This window comes from Gilliamella apicola, assembly GCF_003202655.1.
Lineage (GTDB): Bacteria > Pseudomonadota > Gammaproteobacteria > Enterobacterales > Orbaceae > Gilliamella > Gilliamella apicola_R.
In genome coordinates this window covers 186,477-212,797 of the sequence record NZ_QGLR01000018.1, presented here as the reverse complement: position 1 = coordinate 212,797, position 26,321 = coordinate 186,477, and the positions used below count along the sequence as shown (strand labels likewise).

Genomic DNA, 26,321 nt, shown 5'->3' with positions numbered 1-26,321 from the left:
AATATTCTTTTCCCTATTGTAAATCCATCAATGTTTTTATGAAAAATTGATCTAATTTAGCCGGTTTAAAATGTCGTTCAGTTATTGGCGCAACCTGTTGCAAGATATCATTCATCGACTGTTCAATAAATAGTAATATTTCAGGATCGATAGCAATAAGTTGTGATTCAGCCATGGTTGCTTTTTGCTCAATAATCTTATTGATTTTGTTACGTAAATTATCGGGCAATAGCGTCAATAATGGTGCTATTGCCATCGGCGCGATTTGCTGTTTTTCTAAACACCATTTAGCACATAATAATGGTCTTAACACATAAAATAACTTTTTGACACCAATTTGCTGCCCTTCACTACTTTGCCAAGCACTTTTCGCTATACCTAAATAGTGAAAAATATTACCGCGGGCATTAAAAAATTCTGCACATAATTGCCATAATGGCTCAGCAATTGCAGCATTTTGCTGATAAATAATTGGTGACTGTAACCACTCAAATGGCGTAGTATTCGATTTGCGAATTAACTGTAATGTTTTTTTCAAATCCCACCCATGTAAATCCAACTCATCGTCGATTGGAAAAGTCAGATGAGAAGCAGGATTATCAATTGATAGATATTTATCAAGTGGATGAACATAAATAAAACGAACATCATAATCACTATTTGGTGAGGGAAATCCCCATGCTCGGCTACCAGACTCACAGGCAAAAATGATGTTAATGTTATATTGTTGTTCTAATTCAATAAGTTTTTCTTGTATACGGTTTTGCATTTTTAATAACATCCTTATTAATTTTTATAATAACCATCAATTGAACAAAATTTTTAATCATTCATTTCAGCTATTAATGCGGCTAAATCTTCTTTAATCTCGTCATCAGGTTCAATGATTGCCAGTTCTTGTATTGCCGTTTTGATCTATCAAAGCTGGTGGATTATGCCAACTATCATTATTTCAACTACCATTATCTCAACTACCATTATCTCGTTTATGATTTTTGGGCGCGATGCTACAAGGTACCGCTTTTTCTATTTTGGTTCTTTAGGGCTGAGCAATTAATGCCCATGGCACAATGTCAATACTCAATGAGAAAGGCTTAAGGCGTTTGCATAACGGATTACTTTGCAACCAACTCACGTAATTGCCTTAAGAGTAGAATGCTACTTAACAGGTAAAATTTCTCGAAACATCGTTACTCTACTTATAACGGTACAACCTTTTGTATGGATTTAATAAATAATATAATCATAAAAAATAAACTGTTGGAATTTTTAGATTAAAATTCATAAGTTAATTTACCATTCTTAAGTGATGAATTAAATTATCATTATTTAACCATTTCTCTCAAGTAACAATTATTATAAAAATAAGTTGATTATATGCAATAGATACTCAATTACTAATAAACGTAACTTACTTATTTCATTAAAATATCTTTACAAATATAAGCTTGATCTTCTACATCTTTTTCATAAAATCACAATAAACTGCTCAAAAAAGCAACAAAGTTACTATGATGAGTAAGTAAATAGCCATTATAGATGATATAACCACGACTGGCGGCAGAATTATTTCAGGATCAGCAGACAGCTTTAATGCTAACCAAGGTATAGCTTGCATTGGCGATTATGCTTCATGTCCTAAGTGCCAAAGTACCAAAGTGCCAAAGTACCAAAGTACTGGAAAAATTATAGAAGGAACTTACAATTTTATCGTTGCTGGAAAGCCAGCAGCTTATGACGGTTGTATCGTTGCATGTAAATGTTCCCCAATAGGCTGTAATAAAATTATCGCGTTGTAAAGTGCTGTTTTTGTGAGTGTTGGGAAAGAAAATAATAGTTTAAGCCCTATCATCAATAACTCTATTACTCAAAATAATATAAGCAAAAATTTAAATAATGATGCCACAAAAGCGGGGCAACATGAAATAGAAGCGTATTTATTTACTGTTAGGGGCTACATTTGGATTTGGTGAACATTCTGCCCTATATATTAATTTTAATGAGGAAGATAAATATCCATTAATTTTCGATCCTAATGGTGATTATATGCGGCGATATCGAGGGCAAGCCGAAGCTTTTTACGATGATGGTGATTTTCCTTTTTCAATAGAAGAATACAAAAAATTTCATGAATTAGTTGGTGATTATGAGACGGGATATCTCCCATATTGTGCACGGGCTGTTTCATCAGTATTAGATGAATATGGATTAGACGAGACTTATTTTTTACCCGGCTCATTAGAAGATGCGGTCAAAGAAGTCGAAAAGAAAAAAGGATTATCCAATGAAAACCATTAATCTATTTATTATAGTGTTGTTTAATTTTATCGGAGGATTACTGAGTTATCTTTGGTGTTATCGATTCTTTATCAGAAAACATGGCACGCCAGAATTATATTATTTAGTATTTTATGGGGTGTGTTATTTCTGTCTTATTCTTATTTCAATCTGGATATTAAATAAAATAAAAAAAACTTTCGCATTGATAAGTATCGGCGTAATTACTGGGACTGTAATTACTTTTATCGCATGGATGGTTACACCTTTTATTTTAGGTATTTATAAAGGAGCGACTCTAAATATTGAGGGTTTTTTTATATATTTGTTTATAACTTTACTTATAACTCTCAATTTTATTATCTATCCAATAGTTTTATTATGTTGCCGTTACTCATTTTTATGGATTGAAAAAAGAGTTAAAAGATTTAAGAGAAAATAATTAATCAATGAAAACCGTTAATCTATTTATTATAGTGTTGTTTAATTTTATCGGAGGATTACTGAGTTACCTTTGGTGTTATCGATTCTTTATCAGAAAACATGGCACGCCAGAATTATATTATTTAGTATTTTATGGGATGTGTTATTTCTATCTTATTCTTATTTCAATCTGGATATTAAATAAAATAAAAAAAACTTTCGCATTGATAAGTATCGGCGTAATTACTGGGACTGTAATTACTTTTATCTCATGGATGGTTACACCTTTTATTTTAGGTATTTATAAAGGAGCGACTCTAAATATTGAGGGTTTTTTTATATATTTGTTTATAACTTTACTTATAACTCTCAATTTTATTATCTATCCAATAGTTTTATTATGTTGCCGTTACTCGTTTTTATGGATTGAAAAAAGAGTTAAAAGATTTAAGAGAAATTAATTAATCAATGAAAACCATTAATCTATTTATTATAGTATTGTTTAATTTTATCGGAGGATTACTGAGTTACCTGTGGTGTTATCGATTCTTTATCAGAAAATACAGCACGCCAGCATGGCAGTATTTAGCATTTTATGGGGTGTGTTATTTCTGTCTTATTCTTATTTCAATCTGGATATTAAATAAAATAAAAAAAACTTTCGCATTGATAAGTATCGGCGTAATTACTGGGATTGTAATTACTTTTATCTCATGGATGGTTACACCTTTTATTTTAGGTTTTTATAAAGGAGCGACTCTAAATATTGAGGTTTTTTTTATATATTTGTTTATAACTTTACTTATAACTCTCAATTTTATTATCTATCCAATAGTTTTATTATGTTGCCGTTACTCGTTTTTATGGATTGAAAAAAGAGTTAAAAGATTTAAGAGAAATTAATTAATCAATGAAAACCATTAATCTATTTATTATAGTATTGTTTAATTTTATCGGAGGATTACTGAGTTACCTTTGGTGTTATCGATTCTTTATCAGAAAATACAGCACGCCAGCATGGCAGTATTTATTATTTTATGGGGTGTGTTATTTCAGTTTTATACTTATTTCAATCTGGATATTAAATAAAATAAAAAAAACTTTCGCATTGATAAGTATCGGCGTAATTACTGGGATTGTAATTACTTTTATCGCATGGATAGTTACACATTTTATTTTAGGTATTTATGAAAGATTGGGTCTAAATAGTAAGTCTTTTTTTCCATATTTGTTTATGATTTCATTTATGACTCTCAATTTTATTATCTATCCAGTAATTTTATTATGTTGCCGTTACTCGTTTCTGTATATTGAAAAATGGCTAAAAAATAGAAATATTTAGATTTGTTAAAAAAAAAACATTTAGTTAAATTTAATAGAAACAAGGTAACTAATTATATAATCGATAATTACCCTATTATTTTTATTATGATTATCGAGGAAGTTATCCTCGATATCATTTATCCCTTCACACACACCACTTGTCGTAGTTGATGAACAATCTCAACTAATTCATTTTGTGCTGTCATCACTGCATCAATATCTTTATATGCCATTGGAATTTCATCAATCACATTGGCATCTTTACGACATTCAACATGTGCAGTGGCTTTAATTTGGTCTTCAATGGTGAATTTCTTTTTCGCCTCAGTGCGACTCATAACCCGTCCCGCACCATGAGAACAAGAGCAAAAACTTTCTTCATTGCCTAGTCCGCGAACAATGTAGCTTTTCGCTCCCATTGATCCTGGAATAATCCCTAATTCCCCTTTACGGGCTGAAACCGCTCCTTTACGAGTAACAAAGATCTCTTCACCAAAATGATGCTCTTTTTGCACATAATTATGGTGACAGTTAATTGCCGACATATGTGTTGTAAATGGTTTAGTAATAATTTTACGCATAGCTAAAATCACATTGGTCATCATAGCTTCACGGTTAAGTCGAGCAAACTCTTGTGCCCAATGAACGGCATCGACATAATCCTGAAAATGTTCAGTACCTTCTTCTAAGTAAGCTAAATCTCTATCTGGTAGATTTTTTATATGGACTTCCATATCTTTTCTCGCCATCTCAATAAAAAAACGACCAATAGCATTGCCGACACCACGTGATCCACTATGCAACATGATCCAAACTCGGTCGGCTTCATCTAAACAGATTTCGATAAAATGGTTACCTGTACCAAGTGTTCCTAGATGTCGATAGTTATTGGTCTTTTCCAAATGAGGATACTTGTCAATTAGCTTCTGAAAACCTGGTAACAATTGTCGCCAATATTGGTCGATCAAAGCAGGTGGATTATGCCAACTACCATTATCTCGTTTATGATTTTTGGGCGCGATACCATGTGGTACCGCTTTTTCTATTTCGGTTCTTAACGGTAATAAATTATCTGGTAAATCTGTTGCCATTAATGATGTTTGTACGGCTATCATCCCACAACCAATATCCACACCGACGGCAGCAGGAATAATGGCTCCAATTGTTGGTATTACACTACCAATAGTCGAACCTTTACCAACATGAACATCTGGCATTACCGCAATATGCTTAAAAATAAAAGGAAGTTGTGCTGTTTTGCTTAATTGCTCTTTAGCTCCAAGCTCCACAGGTACTCCTTCTGTCCACATCTTAATCGGTTTGGCATTTTCGGTTTGTAATAAATGATATTGAGTCATTTTTAATTCCTTTTCTCTTTTTCATCTCATTTAACAAGTTATCACTTGTTAATAAGTTTAGTTTTATAAAAATATTTTTTGCATCAATATATTAATTATTGCGAAAAGCGTGCCAATTAATAAAAAAACCTAAAATTATTTTTTAATTATATGTTTTTAAACAAAATAAATTATTTTCTTCAAGATTAATTAAAATTCGCATAGTATTTTTAAATGGTATTTTTTATAATTTTAGATATTAATTTATAAAAATAGATAAATTTATGAAAAAGAATGTGGTATTTGGTTTTCTCGGAAATGTCCTTGATCGACGAGGCAAAGGTAAACGACGTTGGCGGCATTGGCGACCAACCATTGCTTTATGTCATCATGCCGATAAACCTATTACTCGTTTAGAGTTACTTTATTATCAAAATGATTATCATTTGCTTTGTGAAATCATTAAAGATATTAAACTGTTATCACCACAGACTGAAGTTCGGCCAATTGTGATAGACATAGCCGATCCGTGGGATTTTGAGCAAGTCTATACTTGCTTATTTGATATTGCCGAAAAATATACCTTCGAACCTGATAAAGAAGAATATTATGTTCATATTACTACTGGGACACACGTTGCGCAGATTTGCTGGTTTTTATTGACTGAATCACGCTACTTCCCCGCCAAATTACTCCAAATGTCACCGCCACAACCAAAAGATATTAGCGCTAGCAATAATGAATTAAATGATGATGACATATTGGTAATGACTCCTCGTGGCACAATGAATCAGATCGATTTGAATCTACATCGATATGATAAGATCCTAACTCGTTTTCAACACTATGCTAATCAGGCCACCGATCTTTTAAAATCGGGTATTGCCACCCGTAATCAGCAATTTAATCAGCTCATAGCCGAAATAGAACAAGTTGCTAGCCGATCACATGCGCCGATTTTATTGTCTGGGCCAACTGGTGCGGGTAAATCATTTTTAGCTAAACAGATTTATTTACTCAAACATAATAATCATCAAATTCAAGGGCAATTTGTTGAGATCAACTGTGCAACATTACGCGGTGATGGCGCAATGTCAACCTTGTTTGGCCATGTTAAAGGGGCGTTTACTGGTGCCAATATTACCCGCACCGGATTACTAAAAAGTGCCGATGGTGGCTTACTGTTTTTAGATGAAATTGGTGAATTAGGTCTTGATGAACAAGCGATGCTATTAAAAGCGATAGAAGAAAAACAATTTTATCCATATGGCAGTGACAAACCGATTCAAAGCAATTTTCAATTAATTGCTGGTACCAATAAAGATCTCAAACAGGCTATAGCACAAGGTGAGTTTCGTGAAGATCTTTTTGCCAGAATTAACCTTTGGAGTTATCAATTACCAGGATTGGCGGAAAGGAAGGAAGATATCGAACCCAATATAGATTTTGAGCTAGCCCGTTATGCCAAAGAATATGGCATTATGCCACGATTTAATCAACAATCCCGTAATGCCTATCTGAAATTTGCCACTTCTCCTCAAGTAAAATGGCAAGGCAATTTTCGTGAACTCAATAGTTCGATTACCCGTATGGCGACATTAGCGCCACAAGCCAATATTACATTACAACAAGTTGAGCAAGAAATCGGCCGTTTACAGCAAAATTGGCAGCAAACAACCAAAAGCTATAACGATTTAATGCCAACTGAAATTGATGAATTTGATCGTTGCCAGTTAGAAAAAGTATTAGAAATATGCCAAAACAGCGCCTCCTTGTCTGAAGCAGGCCGAGCACTATTTGCTGTTTCAAGAAGCAAAAAACAGCGCAGTAACGATGCCGATCGTTTAAAAAAATACTTAGCTAAATTTGGCCTGAGTTGGGAAATAATACATAGTAATAATTGATGCTCTAATAAAAAAATGATTTATCAGTTTACATTTTAATAAACATTGGTCTAGAATACGCCCACTTTCCTGAATAGTGCTGCTGCAGGAAACAGTAATTATCCTCTCAAATTTAGAGGACGGTATTTTATTGTTTTCTAGGTGGCTATTATGTCTACATTTACCCGTTTACAAAAACGTTTATCCCGATGTGGGATTGAAACTCATTTTAATAATGATATTTATACATTTAATAAACAAGATATTACGGCACAAGTATTATTACCTAATCCGTTACCTTTAGAAGAAAAAGCGGTTGAGCAGTTACTTGATTTTGCATCGGTAACTATGCCCAATAGTGATGGCAAAGTTTGCGCTGCAAGGGCTACGCCAGACTTTCATCCCGGTGCGATTGCACCTGTTGGAAGTATTGTTGCCACGACGCCTGATTTAATTATTCCTGCGGCGATAGGCACCGATATTAATTGTGGTATGCGCCTATTTATTACCGGTTTAAGCCTTAATGAGGTGGATGAACAAAAATCAAGTCTCATTGAACAATTGAAACAGGTGTTATTGCACGATGAGCGCGATGTGCCAGTTACCCCTACTTCTTTTCAGGCGCTCTTTGATGAAGGTCTTACCGCTTGGTTGAATGCTTTACCGCAACAAGGTTTATGGAATAGTGTCAATTTTGATCGACTAAGGCATGAGATTAGCAAAATTTCTGGCAATGATCTTCTTTCAGCCGATAGCCAGTATGCTCCCGAAGCCTTTTTTGAAAAACGAGCAATTATTCGTCCGTCAAGTTTAGGCACAGTAGGTTCAGGTAACCATTTTGTTGAATTACAAATTGTTGATGAAATTATTGATCGCCATGTCGCTTATCAATTAGGTTTAAAGAAAGATGCTATTGTGGTTATGATTCATACTGGATCACGTGATGTCGGTTTTTATATTGGCAAGCGTTGGCAAGATAAAGCCAAAGCATTATGGCCGGTCGATCAAAGATACCCTAAATCAGGTCTATTTGCTTTGACCGACAATCATGCTCAAGAGTATTTGCAAGCGATGGGGGTTGCAGCGCGTTATGCTTGGATAAATCGCATTGTGATCACAGAGCTGGTGCGTAAAACCTTTAACACACTCTTTAAGCAGGATGCGAGTCAATTATTGGTCGATATATCACACAATGTCATTTTTCCTGAAAATGGCATGAATATTCATCGTAAAGGCGCAACACCTGCACATTTAGGTGAAATCGCTTTAATACCCGGCTCTATGGGTGATTATTCTTATGTTGCAATCGGAAAAGGTCATCCTGATTGGTTATGGTCTTGCTCGCATGGTGCTGGACGAGCAGAAAAAAGGCAAACGATGCGCAGTAAGAAATTGGCTTCAGATAACTCTTTATTGCCATGGCAATGCGTTACTTTGAAACAAGAGCGACTATTTGAGGAAGCGCCTGCTGCATATAAACCGATTACGCCAGTCATTCAAGCGCAAGAAAACGCTGGTTTGATTCAAACCGCCGTTAAACTTAAACCTTGGATAACCTTTAAAGTATGATGTAAAAAAGATGTCAGTTTCTTTAAAAAATTGGCATCTCTATAGCGAGTAAATAAAGATAATGGCTGATGTCATTATCTTTATTATTTTAGTTCTAGCATTTCTGATTTGATCTATTATTTTAATCAATCATTAATAACCCGCCGCCAAGCCATCACCACGAGGATCGGTTGCCCCCATTAATCGATGATTATCGGCATCAATTAAAATTGCACCGGCATGCCCCATGGTATCGGTATAATCATCAACAATTTTCACATTATGTCCACGCGATTTAAGAGTATCAATAATATTCTTAGCGACTCGCCCTTCTATTTTAAGATCATTAGATGATGCACCCCAAGTTCGCCCATGTAACCATCTTGGTGCATTAATGGCATCTTGAGGAGACAAATTAAAATCGACAATTCGCGTGACAATGGCAGCTTGAGTTTGTGGTTGCCCTTCTCCTCCCATAGTGCCATAAACCAGATAAGGTGCACCCTCTTTAAATAACATGGCCGGATTTAAGGTATGAAAGGTTCGTTTATTCGGCTCTAAACGATTAATATGATTGGGATCGAGTGAAAAAAAGCTCCCTCTGTTTTGCAGCAAAATTCCGGTATCTTTGGCGACAATTCCTGAACCAAAATCATGATAAATACTTTGAATGATAGAAACCGCATTCCCTTCTGCATCAACAACACCAAACCAAACCGTATCCCCTTTGGGATCTAATGGCTTAATATCGATACGTGCAGTTTGCATATCAATTTGTTTAGCTTGCTTTTGACCATGTTGAGAGGATAATAAGAACTCAAGCGGGATAGGGTTAAAATCAGGATCCGTCAAATATTTATCACGATCGGCAAACGCTTGCTTGGTCGCCTCAATGATTAAATGATAATAATCAGCACTGCCTTCGCCTAATGATTTAACATCAAAATTATTTAATATATTCAGAATCTCTAAAGAAGCCATCCCTTGTGTATTAGGAGGCAAATTATAAGCCGTATACTGTCGATAATTAACATGAATAGGCGAAACCCATGTTGCTTTATGGTTAGCAAAATCCTCTAAGGTCAACACACCGCCATGACGCTTTAAATCATCAACAATTTTCTCAGCAATATTGCCTCGGTAAAATTCATTGGCGCCATTATTGGCAATGGATTTTAGTGAAGTTGCTAAATCAGATTGTTTAAGAATTTCGCCGATTTGATAGACCTCACCACTTTTTTTTAGAAATACTCTTTTAAACTCATCAAAACGTTTAAGATCGCGAAACTCTTTATCCTTAGTATCAATATTGACTGTAGACCAATAATTTAAACTCGGTGAAACGGCAAATCCATGTTCAGCGTAATTGATTGCCGAATCAAACAACTTATTCCACGGTAAAGAGTTATTCATACTTTTTGACGCATATTGATAAGCTTCATCCCAACCAGAAACCACCCCAGGGACGGTATTAGCAGCCAAATAACCACGCGACGGAATTTTATCTAACCCTTGTTGCTTATAAAATGCAATCGACGCCAGACTACCCGATCGCCCGCTTGCATTTAATCCCTTAATTTCTTTGGTTTTTGAATTATAAATTAGCCAAAAATTATCACCGCCAATAGTATTCATTTGTGGATAAACAACTGCTAATGTCGATGCAACCGCAATAGCAGCATCAACCGCATTACCACCTTGATGTAACACATCCAGACCTGCTTGAGTTGCTAAATAATTTGGCGAAGTCACCATAACATGGGTAGTGATTGGATTAAGACATCGAGAAGGCGTCTCACAATATTTACCTGTTTCTGAAAAAGGCAACGGTTCCGCCTGACACAAGCCACTCACGAGCAACATACTTAATAACAGCTTAACTTTATATTTCTTTTCCATTTTAACCATTCCTCATCTATTAATTATAACTAAGAAATGCATTTTTTATGCCAAAAATTATAAACCCAAAGCTATTAAGTAAAATTACAGTGACATATCAACATTGATTCATAACCAAAGACGTGAAATCTATCTTTAAAGGCTATAAATATTAATTAGCTTAGCTAAAAACAGCCCAATAACACGAGACTATTAAAAAATTAAAATGAAATAGTGTAGACTTCTGAATAATTTTCACATGAAATTTCAGGGTAAAAGGGCAAGGGTTATAATTAAATGTTTTAAATTATTTTTCTAAATTATCAAAGTTAGATATTAGCCTATTAATTTCATCAAAACTCATAAAATGGCCCAAAATAAAAGAACTTCCAGCTATTGATAACCATTCAAAAAGTGATTCAATGTTTTTATGAGCTTTAACAAGAAGCCATAAATAAAATGCTATTTTTTCTTCACTTTTTAAATCGCTTGGATATTTCAATATATTATTACAACAAGCATAAAAAACATTATCTGCACCAAAGCTAGACGGGTTATTAATTTTAAAATTTTGCTTAGGATTAGCTAATACAAATTTGCCCTGTATTATACCATTAAATATAAAGGTGGATAAAATTAATGCAAGGAATTTTGCATACTTTTCAAAATTATTATCTATTGCTAGAGGATATTTATTTATCATTTTTACAAGCCAGATATCCGCAAAATTATCTTGTGATTCTGCTAATAAATAAAAATCATCTAAAGTTGATACATAAGGAATACATTCAGACTCATTGAGATAAAGGCCTAATTTTTAGATTGAAAATCTAATGAATTTCCTAATTTAGCAAATAAATTTATTGGGTTATAAATTTTTATATTAAAACTTTGTAGATATTCAACAAATGCTTGGTCAATACATAATAAGTGGATATCAAGGCTAATGGCTGACAGTATTGTCGAATATGTTCCGATGTCCATAAATTTTTTATAAACTAATAGGTTATGATCAAAATCAATGAGTCTAGGATAAATAATATCAGCTATCTCGATGATGTGTTTCATTTCTATGATTATATCACTATAATTTTTTATTATATCTTCCGAAGTTGTTCTTGTAAGTTTTCCATTCTTATCAACCCCTGCAGTCAAATATTTTCCTGATTCAATTCTTGCAATCCAATCTTCTAAATATAATTTAGTTTCAATTGTTATTTTTAAATTTAGTCCAGCTTGTTCTATATTTTTTGATAGCTGAGTTAAAGTTAAATAACAAATAGTATAAATATCTACAATAATATCTTTTGCTGACTCATCTCCAAGATTAATTAAATTGTGTTTTACATATTTATTATCTGTAAATTGTTCTAAAGCAGCTTGAAAAGGATCTTGAACTTTACCCATAAAATAGGATTTAATGATCATTGGATAGAATGGATTTTTAAAAATTTCAGTCTGTTGATCATCCTTATCTAAGGTAAATTTTTCTTTAAAAAATTCAATCATTTCATTTGGATCATCAGGTACAGTAGAATAACAAAAACAATCACTTCCATCGTTTAATTTATTTCTTAGTTCATGAGCTAACCTTATTGCAGTTTCATATGGGGTCATTCTTTCAAGAATTTCAATGACATTCATAGAATATTTACGACTTTCTCCAATTGATAATTCGTTTAAGAATTTTGCTATTGGTGATGAGGCATCTAGAATCATTTCATGATTTAAATCTGGATTTTCTACAATTAATCTAGTGATGGTTTCATTGTCTAATTTATAAGTTATTCCACCTAAACAATTATTGATCTTGTCTGAAACTAATAGTTTATTATCATTAATACCTAAACTAAGATGAAAATTACTAATATAAAAAGCTGCTTTATTGGGATCTTGGAGAAACCATGAAACAATAATTTTTTCAACTTTATTGAAAAGATTATTTTTAGCCATCAATATTAATAAATTATTGCCAATCTTACTTGGTTGATTAAATAGCTCTAGTGGGATATCGTTCAATATGTTTTCGATTTTTTCTGTTCTTAACCTTATGTTTAAATGGACTAAATATTCCCAAGATTTTAAACATGATTTATTATAATTTAAGGCCTCTTTAATTATTTTTACTGCTTCAACAAGATTTCCTTCAAATTCGGTAATTGCTGCTTTAATGATAAAAATATCGTTATTCCATGTTTTTTTTTCAACCTTATTTAGGAACTGGAATAGTTGTGAATATTGTTGCCCTGTAGATAAAATAATTATATAAATATAGATTAATTCAGAATTCCAGAAACTATCCTGAATTGGAATTAACAAGTTAAGTAACCGACTTGATTCATAAACTAAACCTATATCAAATAATATTTCGGCAATCTCTAAAATATATTCAGGGTTTAATTCTTTTATTATTTCCGAATATTTATTAATTAATAAATTAAAATCACATCGAATTTTATTAATGTATTGCAAGTCTTTATTATTTGTCACAGATAATGTTTTTAAATAAAAAGAATTGAAATCTGACTCTGTTTTATCTTCGATAGACAACTCTCCATATTCTTCGAGCCAATCTCTTATTTGTTGTGAAGATGCCAATTTGCTTACAAGAAAAACTTCTTTCAGTGAAATCTGTTTTTTTCTTAATACTTTTTCTACTACTTCTTTTTTATAACTTTTATCCTCAAATACTTTTTTGAAGTCTATACCTGATATATCAACCTTTTTAAACACAATATTTTGATCAATAAAATAAGCTGCAAATTTATCTATTTTTTCAACTTCATTTATATATTTTCTACATAATGAAAGTAAGTCCTTGTGATCACCCTTTAAATAATGAATAAGAGGGGTTGCGATATTAAAAATACGGAAATTTCTATTTTCAGACGCCTCAAACGAAAGTATTAATTGATTACAAATATCCATTAGTTCACTTCGTAGTTCTGCCGAACAGAGCCAATAATGAGTATTACTTATAATCGGATTTAATTTTACTGCTCTTGAGTATAATATTAAAAATTCGCTATTATAAGATTTAAAATTGTGATCTAAAAATTGTGCAACTTGATATGCAAATTCGCCTTTATTATGACGCAATGTTCCATAAACAATACCTTCTAATTCATTTTCTGTTAGAGAAAATTTTTCTGAATTAAAGATTTTTAATAATTCATCTTCATCAGCTAAAAAGTGATAATAGGATTTTTTAGTATATTCACCAGGATTTTTTTCATACAGATAACGTTCTTTTACTGCTTCATCATTATTTTGATGACAACTTAATTTAATTAAAGCTGACAAACAAAGATCTCTAATTAATAAGTTTTCATGTTTTGATAGATATGTATTAATTACTGATAAGGCATTATCTATATTTTCTTTTGCAATGAGATTCGCATGTATAGAAAGTGTTTCAATTATTGCAGAACTTTCCTCATCTAAGCAACCAAGTGACTGTAAAGTGGTAAGCTTTATTTTTGCTTCATCAATTTTATAATCCCTTAAATCATTGAGAATTTGTGTGACATTTTTTTGGATACTTTTAGGGGCAATTTCTTGATAAATATTTAAATTTTCAATAGAAATATTTTTATTCCCGCTAATATTATCACCAGTACCTTTATGAATCTGAATTGAATGATTGAATTCATTTTTATTCATTATCTGTTACCATTGATAATCTTATTGCCAATGATATTGTCTCCTGTGCCAGAGTGAATTTGAATATCAATATCAACATTATGGGCTGAAATTTTGCTTAGTAATTCTTTTATCTGATTTGAAGAATTTATCTCTCTTTCTATTGCTTTTTCACTCATTTCATCATTTAAATTTAATTCTTGCAGTTTGATTGCTAATTTCTCTAAAGTAGCATCATCAATTAACCATTTTTTTAAATTGTTTGCTAATACATCTTTTGTTAAAAAGACCCCTCTTTTTAATATATCGTAAATAACACCAGATAGTATTGTTGTTGTTATAAATTCCATCTTCAAACCTTTCAATAAATTAAGTTATATTTATATAAAATACTGTATAATTATACAATAAATTTGTCTTTAACAATATGTATAATTTTGTTCTATAGAATTATTAAAAATGATCCTATGAATTTTCTGATAAGAAGAAATAATTTATTTATATCTCCATTAGATATAATTAATGAACAATTTTGAACTAATGGTTTTTTGTATCATAAAAAATACTAACATCTAAACTATCCCACTAAAATTGCAGATAAATCGATACTTTTCTAAAGAGCCTTAATAAACCACCAACGATATTATAAGACGGTATAGACTCCTTAATATTTATTACAAATATAATAATATTATTTTGCTTTAATATGTGGACTATTCGCATTAATATCTAACCAGATTTGACGATAACGCTGGCGTCGCTTTGTTCGGCAATAGTTAACTAAAAGTGTAAATCCTTGTTCTTCCATCAATGTAAAAAAATAGCGCTGCCATTTAGCTGCGGTATTGGCATTAATGCCTAATTGTTGCTGAATGGTTTTATATGTTTCACCTTGCAGCAATAAATCAATAAACGGCAACCATCGTTCATGGTGAGATAACTTATTAAGTTGATATTTTTTCAGTGGATTAAAGGTTCGCCGACAGGTTTTACAACGAAAATTAAGCCGATGACCAATGCGAATAGTATTCAAAGAGTGGCAATAATCGCAAGGCATGACAGCCGTCTTAAGTAGTCCAGTAAGCCACAACTTAAAAGCCTTAGCTTGCTGAAAAACTTCTGTTGGTTTTGCTTGAGCAAGGTTAAGAATCGCTTGATAAAGACCCGGTTCATATTGTGCTAACAACTGACGGATAACATTATCCCACCGCCGTGCCACTCGCGCTAAAAGGTTAAATTTATCTGCAATAAAGCTATGTGGTTGATTGCTTAATGTCATTGGCGCAATATTTATGAACAATGAAGCAGGTTTAAAACGTCGACATAAAGGCGTTGTCGCCACCAAATCCGGCAACGCCAGCAAAAAACGCTCAGAGGCAAAGATTGATATGAGATTTGGGATATAAAAAAGTTTGTAACATTATTCGTTTACAAACTACCTATAAATTATTTTTAAAGTAAATATTAATATTTTCTATATTCTAATTCTGTACGTACTATCCTTTGCGCATTAATAAATGATTGTCCATACATCTTAAGATAATTTTTACTAATTGGATAATCATTATTTATATCGGTAAAATCATCCCACCATGGATGATCCATCCGATCAAAATTAATAATTTCCGCAGGAAAGACTTGTCCACAATATAATTTCTCAAACTTATCGGGCGTTAGTGTTCTTCCAAAACATTTTAAATAAAATCCATTATTTCTTAATTTGTTAATTAAGTTATAAAAACTTACTAATTGCAAACTTCCTGTCCTGCCAACATGATCACTCAAGTGCCAAATTCGATTACAAATTATATATTTCCAATCGGTTAACTTTAAAACAATAAAAAACTCTGATATTTCACTTTCACAACGTATAAAATAAATTTCTTCTGGTTGAAGACACTCTATATCCTCGTAATAATTAATGGGATAAAACCTTATATATTTATTATTATTAAACGGTTGCTCGATTCCTTCAGTCATCCATAGATAATTGATACCGAATGTTTCACAAAATTGTTCAAGAAATTCAAAAGATGGTTCTTCTTCACCTATTGAATATTTTTCAAGTGAACTAATTTTATCTAACTTCATTATTTTTGCTAGTTTTGCTTTAGTAAAGCCACCGTAGCATGAAGTAAAATTCATAAGTGTTAATACATATTGAAATCGTTGTGTTAATTGATCTGTTTCGGTAAAAGAAGAGACATTACTCTTTAATGTTGTTTCTTTTTTTTCTGGTTCTTGGGAATATTCAATTTTCTTATTTCTTTTTTTTAAAAAAACGTTTTTTATCCATGATAAAATAGATACGCCGATTCCTGAAAAAAACCATTTATAATCGTCCATTTTAACCATCCTGTAATTTGATTATTCTCTTTATATTGTCACGATTGTTAAATCATCAATGATAAGATATTATTAAAACTTTTTAATATCAATAATATATGTCTTATATTGTATTAATTGTTATATCACAAAAATAGTATAGATAATGAATTAGTTTTAATTGTGAAATAGTCCAAAATTAGGGATATTCATATTGTATAGATGAAATTTATTCCACCTTTTGCCATTCACTCGTACTACAGATAAGTTTGGCTTTTATGGCTTGGTTTTTATCATTTGCATAAAGTGCCCAGCAACTTTTCATCGATGGATCGAGTTTCTTTATCAATTGGACTTCATCGTGATTATAGCTACAACTAACGTAGCTGCCACCTTCATCATAGACAGAATTAACTTGCCAAGTGAGGTCATGTTTTTGGCCATCGATAATCCCAATTTCAGGCTTTAATTGGAATAATTTAACCGGTTCATCGGAATAAACACCTATACCACTGAGTAACAGGTGGCGATCTTTTTTATCGGAAACTTGCCAGCCTTCGGGAATATTTTCCAGCTCGGGATGGTCGGATTTAATGTTGATTCTGGCCGGGCAATCAATTTCGTCAGCATTGGCTATACTTATAGCTGCAAACCAAACCATTGCCACTAAACTTATACTGAATATCTTGCCACGCATATCATCAATCCTATTTAAATTGTATCTTACTCTATTGTTAAGATTTTTAATTATAGCAATAATTTAAATCAAGTTAGCTGATTATTCAAATTCTGTTTTTATCAGAATTGTGTTGCGCGATACTGTAAATTAGGTTGTTTAATCCACTCTTGAGCATCAATGATTGCCAGTTCTCTGGCATCCTTCTGTTTTGTTACCGCCAGCACATGATTAGCTGCATTAGCGGCTAACTCAAAGGCATTTAGTTGTGATTTGCCATTAACTAAGTGGGCCGTGAATAAACTACAAATTAAGTCCCCAACACCTAATGGGCGATAAGGGAAGTCATATAATGGTCGTGCAAGGTGATAGTTTTGCGATTTGGTGGCCAAAATCATCTCAAACAACTCTGTGGTTTTGCCTGCATGAACTAGATTTTTGACTAATACCGCTTGGATAGGTTGATTTTGTAGTTTTTTGATTGCTGTTTGTACATCGTCAAACGTCTTAATTTCGATATTCGATAATAATTGCAGCTCTAATAAATTGGGGGTGATATAGTCTGCGTGTTTGATGGCTTGTTTAGTGAAGAAATCAATAATATTTTGCGGCAATGAGCTACCTTTATAGATATCACCGCCCATAACCGGGTCGCAAACATAAATGGCATTCGGGTTATAGTATTTAATTTTTTTTACCGCTTCGAGGATCTCTTCGCCCTGTTCGGCAAGGCCGATGTAACCCGATATGACAGCATCAATTGATTTTAGAACGCCAATTTTTTCTAAGCTGTTTACTATTCTGGTAATTTGTTGAGCGCCCAGCACAATACCATCGTAATCTGGGTAAACCGTATTACTCGATAGTTGTACTGTGTGGATCGGCATAACTTCAACGCCTTGTAATTGCATGGCCAATGTGGCAACTTTGTTGCCAGCATAACCATAAACAACATTAGATTGAATTGATAGAACGGTTTTCATAAATAGTCGCCTTTTTATTCATCATAATAGTGATAGCCACTTAATAGATAGATGCTGATAATGGATAGCATTGCTAAACCGCAATAAAATAAGGCTAATGGTAACCAATTAGTTCCGTTTTCATAAATAATATATCCACCCAACAATGGAATTAGGCTACCAAAAATGGCTGCGCAAGCTTGATAGCTCATGGATAAGCCGGTATAGCGAATTCTGGCTGGAAAAACTCGGCTTAAATAACCAGCTATTACTCCATAGAAACCACTGTAACAAAGTACATTTAATGAAATACCAATAATAAAGCTAGTTTTTGTTCCTGCCTGAATAATTGGAAACAACAGAAAGACTGACGCCATAGCGAATACCGCCGAGACAATTAAAAAGCGTGTTGCTGAGAACTTTTCTGAAAAGTAAGAGATAAACGGTTGCGCAATAAAGTGTACCATCGCAATCCAAAATAACGCATCAACGATGACCTTTTTTTCAATACCAAGTGCCATAGTAGTATACCCAATCATTAGCGTATTAGAAAAAATACCACTAAATGACAGTACATTGGCGCATATGGCTAATATCAGTATTGGCGTTGCCTGTTTAAACACCTCAATAATTGGTACCGATTCTTTTTGTTTCAGGCTAGCTTGCTTTTTAGCTGATTCAATAAATACGGGTGACTCGGTTAAGGTAATTCTGGCAATGATACCAACAATTAATAGAACAAAACTGACTAAAAACGGGATACGCCAATAACCACTATCAATAAGTTTATCAGTAGGCAAGCTAATGATATAAGAAAAAACCAGTAATGCGAGGATATTACCTGCCGGGCTACCCCACTGAGCAAATGATGAGAAAAAGTTTTTCAAGCCTTTCGGCGCATGCTCATTGGCCATTAATACCGCACCACCCCATTCACCACCGACAGCAATACCTTGTAATATTCGTAAGCCAACTAACAGTATTGGTGCGGTGATCCCCGCTTGTGGATAAGAGGGTAACAAGCCAACACACGTTGTAGCAATGCCCATTAACAGCAAGGTAATAATTAACGATTTTTTACGCCCCAAACGGTCGCCAATATGGCCAAAAATGATTGCGCCTAATGGTCGAGATAAAAAACCAACGGCAAAAGTGGCAAAAGCCCCTAAAACTTGCAAAAATGGATTATCATAAGGGAAGAAGAGCTGACCAAAAAATAATACTGATGCTAACGCATAAATATAAAAATCATACCACTCAATAGTAGTACCAATAAAAGCAGCAAAAGCAACTTTTTTAGCAGATGAATTGGGCATAGTTAGACCTTGGCGGAGCCGATGATGAATGTAGTTAGTTGAAACAGAGAAACTAACACAAAACCATTAATATCACAATTTGTAATCTGATAAGAGAGGGAAAATTATCTAAAAAGCCAAAGTATTAAAAAACTAAAGTATTAAACCACAATGTCAGCTTTATAAAAATAGTTCGATGAATTAGTAAAACTCTATGTTTTATTCAATTATATATATTATGCTTAAAATAATTGAATTAGCTACTAGCAATGACTTAATTTTTTATTAAAAATTAGCTATTGCTAGTAATTTACTTGGCGATTATTATTCAATAATAAATTTTTCTAAAGGTGGATATTCTCTGATAACGCCTTCTAACGCCTTATTGTTACTTAGGATAAGTTGGTTGCTTTCCAATAATTCAATAGCTGGTTTAAATAATATTTCTTCAATATTGTCGGAGTTGATCTTCATAAGCTCAACACTATAAGTCCAACAATTGATATATTTAAGCTCATCGTAATGAGGAGATAAAACATATTTATTTTCATCATCAATAAAAATAAATTTACCAGAATTGTCTTCAAAATATTCTTTTTTACTTACTGGGTATTTAAAATATGACTCTTTATATACCATATCTTCCCAAAAAATAATATGAATTAATGGAAAAGGCTTTTTATTTATTGCTTTATGAAAAACTGTTTCGCCACTAAAACACAATTGAAAGCTCAAATAGCCATGAGGTTTTGTTCCTTTCTTGGCATTTAGCTTTGAAATCGGAACACTTAAGCTAATCCACTCACAAAACCAATCGTTGTTAAACGTTGTTGTTGTGTATTTTGTCGAATCTATTTTGTATTGCTTAGCATTTTTATCAAAATAGGCTTTGATTTTATCTGAAATAGTACTTTTTAACACCTCGACTTCTTCAGTGAATCTTTTGTACTCATTTAATGCATTGGTAATTGCTATACCTTGTTTGCGCATAATATTATTTTCCATTGTTGACCACTCCAATTAAATGTTAGATGAAGATACATCAGTTCCAATATTGCGAAAATGATAATTAATTTTTAAGTCAGGAACTATGTTGAGGTTTAGATTGGTGAAAGCGTTAAATGTTCTGAGATCTAAACAATCCAAAAAGCTGATTAAATCATCGCCAATATTTCGAAAATGATAATTAATTTTTAAGTCAGAATCTATGTTGAGTTTTAGATGAGTGAAAGAATTAAATGCTCTAAAATCCAAACAATTCAAAAAGCTGATTAAATCATCTAAATAATGCTGTAATTTTGGATTATGACTTTGATGCTTAATTTTATGTATTTTATGTAAAAAATTTAACCACGTTAAACTTTTCCAATTCTTATTTTTACTGGCTTTAATAGCATTAAACGTATCGACATAATTAGCTAAATAGATTAAATAAGATGTTGCATCCTCTTTTGTCGATTTAAAAAACTGCCACTCTCTTTCTATTTGATCTTCTGAAAAAGAATAAGCGCCCCATTTTAACTCAAATATATAAATTTCCTTTTTGTCATTCACGTCGAAATTGAAGACAATATCAGGTTCACAACTTTTACGTTCTTTATTAAAAGTAGCTTTTTTAGATGGCCAAAAATAAATATTAGCTTCAACCTGTAACTTATTATTATCATCTAAATTATTTTCAATGCCGGCGATAGACCTAATAAAGTAGTAAATATATTGATCTTCAAAATAACGTAGCGGACCAAATATTGTGGAGGTAATGATGTCTTCTCGAGGTATTTTTCTAATATTATTTTGTTTTTTTAGCAGGTAATGGCATTTTTTCTTAATAACTGCATGTAACACTTTCCAACTCCTTAATATTTTCAAACTATCAATAATAGTTCTTCCTGAAATTAGTTAGTAACACCGTTCGATAAATTAATCATAAATATCATGGTATTAATCAACTACAATATTTATTTTAATTGTAGTGATTATACATCGTATTACATAGAATCATAGGGATTTGTTAACTATATTATTTACCGTTGATATGGTTAAGGTTTAATCTAATTATATCCATTACCAATAACGACGTTAGTACTATCAATGCATGTTAACTAGTTAAGTTGGCAATTAGTGTTATTTTATTAAGATAACTATATTATTTAGATTACAAGTTATGATCATACGCCATTTTAAAATCCAATTTTGCCATATTGCTAAGGCTAATCAATTAAAAGCAACTTTTTAGTAAAACAATTAGCTATAACTAATTGAAAACTAAATGATCTCTCAAGATTTTTTTAGAATCAAAGAAGATAAAATTATCTTATCAGGATTGCTTACCTAGTTATTATCCGTTTAGATATACTGCTAAGACTAATTATTTAGTATTGCGTATTAGTCTATTAATATGGATCCCCAAATAGACCACCTCATCATCGGATATTGAATAATGATAAGTTTGATCGATGTACTGTTTTACTTTCTCTGCAATATGCATCGCATAAGGATAAAGCGAGGATATTTGTTGATAAAGATCATTATTATCTTCTTGTAATTGATTATTGGCATAAAATCGTTCTACAAAAAACTTAATATGGGTGATAAAACGGCTATAGTGAATTGATGAGGTATCAATTGGCACGCCAACGGAATACTTCACCAAATTCACTATCGAATTTATCATTTTGGCATATTGAAATGCGTTAAGATTTTGCGTGTTGGTGGTTTGAGCGTTAATCAGATGAAATGCGATATTACTCGCTTCTTCTTCGGGAAAAGCGAGATCATATCTGGCATTGAGTAACTCAATAGCTTGCTTAGCAATATTAAACTCTTGTGGATAATAATTTTTTATTTCCCAATATAGTTTGTTGGGGATGAACAGACCCTGTTTAACTCTTTCGACCGCAAAGTAAATATGATCTGTTAGGGTTAAATAAATATTATTATTCAGTTTTCTGTTTAAGTCATTTTCAGCTAATGTGATGATTTCTTTGGTTATCTGAAAAAATTGAAAAGGCACTTCCTTGACTAAATCGGTGATATAAGCAAGCTTGACATTATTCTCTAAAAAGATTTTATCGACTCGCTCATCATCAATAGTATCACCTGGTTTTTTACCAAAACCAATGCCTTTGCCTAATACAATTTTCTCGATACCCTCTTCTTCGACTAAAACGACACTAGAATTTAGTACTTTCACCACCAAAATCATTATTCACACTCCAGCTATTTGTCGTAAATAGCTTTACCATTGGTTTCAATCACTTTTTTATACCAATAAAATGATTCCTTTTTATATCTAGCTAAGGTGCCATTACCTTCATCATCTTGATCGACATAAATAAAACCATATCGTTTCGACATTTGCGATGTACTGGCGCTGACTAAATCTATTGGTGCCCAACTGGTATAAGCAATTAACTCCACGCCCTCATCAATGGCTTCTTTCATTTGTTTAAAATGTTCTTTAAAGTATTCGATTCGATAATGGTCATGAACGGTACCACCCTCTAACTTATCAACCGCGCCGATACCATTTTCGACGATCATCATTGGAATATTATAGCGGTCATAGAGTTCAATTAGCGAAATTTTTAACCCTTTAGGATCGATTTGCCAGCCCCATTCAGTGGATTTTAAATAAGGATTTTTAACGCCGATAATCGTATTACCGGGTATGCGATCTGCATCAGGGTTTGTCGATTCAGCCTTTGACATATAGTAGCTAAAAGATAAGAAATCGACGGTATTTTGTTTAAGAAGTTGCTTATCGCCCTCTTCAAACATAATATCAATTCCTTTTTGTTTTAAATTAGCCAATGTAAGTTTAGGATATTCGCCTTTAATTTGTACATCGGCGTAAAAATAGTTGTCTAAGGTTTTTTGCAACGCCAATTCCACATCCTCAGGCTTACATGTCAATGGATAAGTGGTTAATTTAGTGAGCATACAGCCTATTTTACAATCTGCAATTTTTTCGCGGGCGATTTTGGTAACCAGTGCACTTGCTACAAATTGATGATGTAACGCTTGATAGATATCTTGTTCAAGTTGCCCGTCTTTACATTTATCCGGAATAATTCCGGCTGTAGTAAACGGGTGTCGATAAATACTATCTATTTCATTAAAGGTTAACCAATATTTTACATAAGCGCCAAACTGGTCAAAACAAACGGTAGAAAAACGGACAAAATCATCAATTACTGAACGTTTTACCCAACCATTATATTTAATACTTAATGCTACTGGCATTTCATAATGTGATAAGGTGACAATAGGTTCTATTGCAAGTCGTTTCATCTCTTTAAAAACATTTTTATAAAACTCAACGCCTTCAGGATTTGGCGTAAGTTCCTCACCAGTAGGAAACAGTCTGGTCCAAGCAATTGATAAGCGTAATGTCTTAAATCCCATTTCAGCAAAAAGTGCTAAATCTTCTTTATAGCGATGGTAAAAATCAATACCTCGTCGTTTTGGGTAATTTTTATCAGAAGGATCGCTTATCGCTGCCATTACTCCTTCACAGGTTACCGCCATATGAGCAACATAATCTTTGACATCGAGATTTGGTTTATAGGTTGCTATATCTGCAACAGAAATTCCTTTGCCATCAATATTCCATGCGCCTTCGATTTGATTGGCGGCTATCGCTCCGCCCCATAAGAAATTATCTGGAAATGCTAAATTTTTCATTGGTTACTCTCCTTAGCTTAATATCTTTGGCTTAATTTCTAAAATAGTATCGTCGTTAGTGACCTGTTTATTTTCATTAAAAGTAGAAATAGTATAGTCTTCTGGATTGGTGACTAAAAATATTACAGTAGGATCTAGTTGTTTATTTTTGATGATGTTGATATCAAATTTAATTAAATCATCACCAATATCGACAATATCGCCAACATTAACCAGTGTCTCAAAGCCATCTCCATTGAGTTGTACCGTATCGATTCCTATATGAAAAAGCAGATCAGCACCATTGTTTAATTTAATACTCAATGCATGTTTAGTATGGAATATCATAGCGATAACCCCTTTACATGGTGATTTTAAAAGGCCATCATTGGGAATAATACCGATACCTTGACCAACAATACCAGTAGAGAAAACATTATCGTTAATTTCCGTCATTGGTATCACTTTACCCTTAATTGGGCTTCTAATTTGGATAACTTCATCTTTAGTTATATTTTTAGTGTTGTTATTTAGCTTTTCATCATCAATCTCAACACTATCTTTGAATAGTATGGCGGAAAGAATAAATGCCACTAAAAACGATATCCCTAAAGTCACAAATGCCCAGACTATGTTCATCGCATTGTCTTTATCAATGTACATGGTCATACTGGCTAAACCTGGACCTACCAGAACAAATGCTTTTAATAAAATAATGCCAGCAAAAGCGCCACCAATTAAACCAGCGGTCATCACGCTATAAAGAATTTTTTTATTTACAATTGTCACACCATATAACGCAGGTTCGGTAATACCAAAAAGGGCGGATAATCCGGCAGATAAAGCAATCGATTTTAATTTACTATTTTTAGTTTTAATACTTACGCCAAAACAAGCACCTGACTCGGCAATATTATGTGCTAAAGAAGCCGGCATATATAACATTTCACATCCAGTTTTACCCATTGCATCAATGGCATAAGGCAGCATTGCTTTATGCATGCCGGCAACAACCATAAATGGGAGTACCGCGGCTAATAATCCGGTGGTAATCCATGAAAAATGGGTATAAAAAAATATAATAAATTTAGAAAATATCACACCGGCGTTGTAGCCAAGGGGACCAAGTAATAGTAGAGAGACGGGTACTGTTATGATTAAACTCATCATTGGCACAAAGAACAGACGAATAACTTTAAATGAATATTTCGTGAAAAATTTTTCAACAACAGAATAAAAAAGGATGGTTAAAATGGCTGGAAATATTTGAAACGCATAATTGATATTCTCTAAAGGCAGAGAGAAGAGGCTGCTGTCTTTTTGTAGCAGAGCCACCATATCAGGAAGGATTAATGCACTTACCGCGGATGCCGCTACTAATGGATTCGCTTTTAGTTTATTCGCCGTGGTAAATGCGACCAGTATTGGTAAAAAATATAAGGGCGCACTACCAATTAATTGCAAAATTTTATAGTTCGATCCATTCTCATCAATCAATCCGAGCATGGCAAACAGTATTACAAAAGATTTCAACAGACCACCGCCAGCAATTGCTGGAATTAATGGTTGAAAAATTGAAACAAGAAAATCGAGTAAAATAGCACTTATTTTTTTCTTGCTATTAGGCTGATGGTTAACGCTATTTTCGTTAATGTTGCCAATTAATTTAATTATTTCGTTATAAACTTCAAACACATCATTACCAATAATTATTTGGCATTGAACGTTTTGCCGTACGCCTATAACACCCTCAATTTTTTCTAAAGCCGCAATATTAATCAGGTTATCATCTTTTAAGGTAAATCTTAGCCTTGTTGCACAATGTTCTAAATGCGCGATGTTACTTTTGCCACCAATATTATCTAGAATGGTTTCTGCTATTTTTTGATAATCCATTACTATCTCCTATTGCTTTTGTTAGTGGTAAAAAAAAAGCAGAACCTAACAAAATGCTGTTTTACCTACGCAATTTATTAAGGTCCTGCCTGCTCTACCAGTCACATGCCTGTTTAATAGCATACAAACATACAATAGGTGCTGAGTCAATTTTCATTTAGAAGAACTGTGAACTAGATCTCAATCACTAC

Annotated in this window: 21 protein-coding genes; 5 read left to right on the top strand and 16 right to left on the bottom strand. The window is 32.8% G+C overall.

From position 1 onward, the window contains the following. Positions 1 to 13: 13 nt before the first annotated feature. Complete coding sequence (locus tag DKK70_RS16020; RefSeq protein WP_110434874.1) at positions 14 to 769, bottom strand: nucleotidyltransferase domain-containing protein; 756 nt, start codon at positions 767 to 769, stop codon at positions 14 to 16. 757 nt (positions 770 to 1,526) lie between these two features. Between DKK70_RS16020 and DKK70_RS17745 the strand changes: the two genes are divergently transcribed. The 3 genes from DKK70_RS17745 to DKK70_RS16890 all read left to right on the top strand — a co-directional run bounded on the left by DKK70_RS17745 (position 1,527) and on the right by DKK70_RS16890 (position 2,719). Further along, a complete protein-coding gene (locus tag DKK70_RS17745; protein WP_110434873.1) occupies positions 1,527 to 1,799 on the top strand; it encodes a PAAR domain-containing protein in 273 nt (90 codons plus the stop codon). A gap of 247 nt (positions 1,800 to 2,046) precedes the next feature. Beyond that, complete coding sequence (locus DKK70_RS16010) at positions 2,047 to 2,298, top strand: hypothetical protein (protein ID WP_110434872.1); 252 nt, start codon at positions 2,047 to 2,049, stop codon at positions 2,296 to 2,298. Then, a complete protein-coding gene (locus tag DKK70_RS16890; protein WP_110434871.1) occupies positions 2,285 to 2,719 on the top strand; it encodes a hypothetical protein in 435 nt (144 codons plus the stop codon). The genes DKK70_RS16010 and DKK70_RS16890 overlap by 14 nt, the downstream gene beginning before the upstream one ends. 1,441 nt (positions 2,720 to 4,160) lie before the next feature. Here DKK70_RS16890 and DKK70_RS15990 read toward each other — a convergent pair. After that, entirely contained in the window at positions 4,161 to 5,381 is a 1,221-nt protein-coding gene (locus DKK70_RS15990) for an RtcB family protein (protein ID WP_110434868.1), read from the bottom strand. A 263-nt stretch (positions 5,382 to 5,644) separates the two neighbouring features. Between DKK70_RS15990 and rtcR the strand changes: the two genes are divergently transcribed. Both rtcR and DKK70_RS15980 read left to right on the top strand, forming a co-directional pair. Beyond that, on the top strand, positions 5,645 to 7,264 hold the full coding sequence (gene rtcR, locus DKK70_RS15985; protein ID WP_110434867.1) for an RNA repair transcriptional activator RtcR: 1,620 nt from the start codon (positions 5,645 to 5,647) through the stop codon (positions 7,262 to 7,264). A gap of 150 nt (positions 7,265 to 7,414) precedes the next feature. After that, entirely contained in the window at positions 7,415 to 8,812 is a 1,398-nt protein-coding gene (locus tag DKK70_RS15980; RefSeq protein WP_110434866.1) for an RtcB family protein, read from the top strand. A 132-nt stretch (positions 8,813 to 8,944) separates the two neighbouring features. Here the strand turns inward: DKK70_RS15980 and ggt are convergent, their stop codons facing one another. The 14 genes from ggt to DKK70_RS15910 all read right to left on the bottom strand — a co-directional run bounded on the left by ggt (position 8,945) and on the right by DKK70_RS15910 (position 26,130). Beyond that, a complete protein-coding gene (ggt, locus tag DKK70_RS15975; protein WP_181416036.1) occupies positions 8,945 to 10,690 on the bottom strand; it encodes a gamma-glutamyltransferase in 1,746 nt (581 codons plus the stop codon). Between the two features lie 286 nt (positions 10,691 to 10,976). Continuing rightward, positions 10,977 to 11,372 (bottom strand): hypothetical protein, encoded by a 396-nt coding sequence (locus tag DKK70_RS15970; protein WP_110434864.1) that lies wholly within the window; start codon positions 11,370 to 11,372, stop codon positions 10,977 to 10,979. Positions 11,373 to 11,479: 107 nt separating this feature from the next. After that, entirely contained in the window at positions 11,480 to 14,332 is a 2,853-nt protein-coding gene (locus tag DKK70_RS15965) for a PIN domain-containing protein (protein ID WP_110434863.1), read from the bottom strand. Then, entirely contained in the window at positions 14,332 to 14,661 is a 330-nt protein-coding gene (gene gapS6a / locus DKK70_RS15960; protein ID WP_110434862.1) for a GapS6a family protein, read from the bottom strand. Before gapS6a ends, DKK70_RS15965 begins: the two co-directional genes overlap by 1 nt. A gap of 341 nt (positions 14,662 to 15,002) precedes the next feature. Beyond that, positions 15,003 to 15,653, bottom strand: coding sequence for an IS1 family transposase (locus DKK70_RS15955; RefSeq protein WP_146210891.1), 651 nt, complete (start codon positions 15,651 to 15,653; stop codon positions 15,003 to 15,005). 122 nt (positions 15,654 to 15,775) lie between these two features. Then, complete coding sequence (locus DKK70_RS15950; RefSeq protein ID WP_110434860.1) at positions 15,776 to 16,657, bottom strand: hypothetical protein; 882 nt, start codon at positions 16,655 to 16,657, stop codon at positions 15,776 to 15,778. A 208-nt stretch (positions 16,658 to 16,865) separates the two neighbouring features. Further along, entirely contained in the window at positions 16,866 to 17,333 is a 468-nt protein-coding gene (locus tag DKK70_RS15945; RefSeq protein ID WP_110434859.1) for an STY0301 family protein, read from the bottom strand. Between the two features lie 101 nt (positions 17,334 to 17,434). Beyond that, the gene (gene pdxY, locus DKK70_RS15940; RefSeq protein ID WP_110434858.1) at positions 17,435 to 18,295 is read right to left on the bottom strand and encodes a pyridoxal kinase PdxY; all 861 of its coding nucleotides are present in this window, start codon (positions 18,293 to 18,295) and stop codon (positions 17,435 to 17,437) included. Between the two features lie 14 nt (positions 18,296 to 18,309). Next, on the bottom strand, positions 18,310 to 19,590 hold the full coding sequence (locus tag DKK70_RS15935) for an MFS transporter (protein ID WP_110434857.1): 1,281 nt from the start codon (positions 19,588 to 19,590) through the stop codon (positions 18,310 to 18,312). A gap of 303 nt (positions 19,591 to 19,893) precedes the next feature. Continuing rightward, entirely contained in the window at positions 19,894 to 20,574 is a 681-nt protein-coding gene (locus DKK70_RS15930; protein WP_110434856.1) for a hypothetical protein, read from the bottom strand. Between the two features lie 15 nt (positions 20,575 to 20,589). Next, on the bottom strand, positions 20,590 to 21,414 hold the full coding sequence (locus DKK70_RS15925; protein ID WP_110434855.1) for a hypothetical protein: 825 nt from the start codon (positions 21,412 to 21,414) through the stop codon (positions 20,590 to 20,592). Positions 21,415 to 21,937: 523 nt separating this feature from the next. Further along, entirely contained in the window at positions 21,938 to 22,774 is an 837-nt protein-coding gene (gene licT / locus DKK70_RS15920; protein WP_110434854.1) for a BglG family transcription antiterminator LicT, read from the bottom strand. A 14-nt stretch (positions 22,775 to 22,788) separates the two neighbouring features. Beyond that, complete coding sequence (locus tag DKK70_RS15915; protein WP_110434853.1) at positions 22,789 to 24,255, bottom strand: glycoside hydrolase family 1 protein; 1,467 nt, start codon at positions 24,253 to 24,255, stop codon at positions 22,789 to 22,791. 12 nt (positions 24,256 to 24,267) lie between these two features. Further along, positions 24,268 to 26,130 (bottom strand): beta-glucoside-specific PTS transporter subunit IIABC, encoded by a 1,863-nt coding sequence (locus tag DKK70_RS15910; RefSeq protein WP_110434852.1) that lies wholly within the window; start codon positions 26,128 to 26,130, stop codon positions 24,268 to 24,270. Between the last annotated feature and the right edge of the window lie 191 nt (positions 26,131 to 26,321).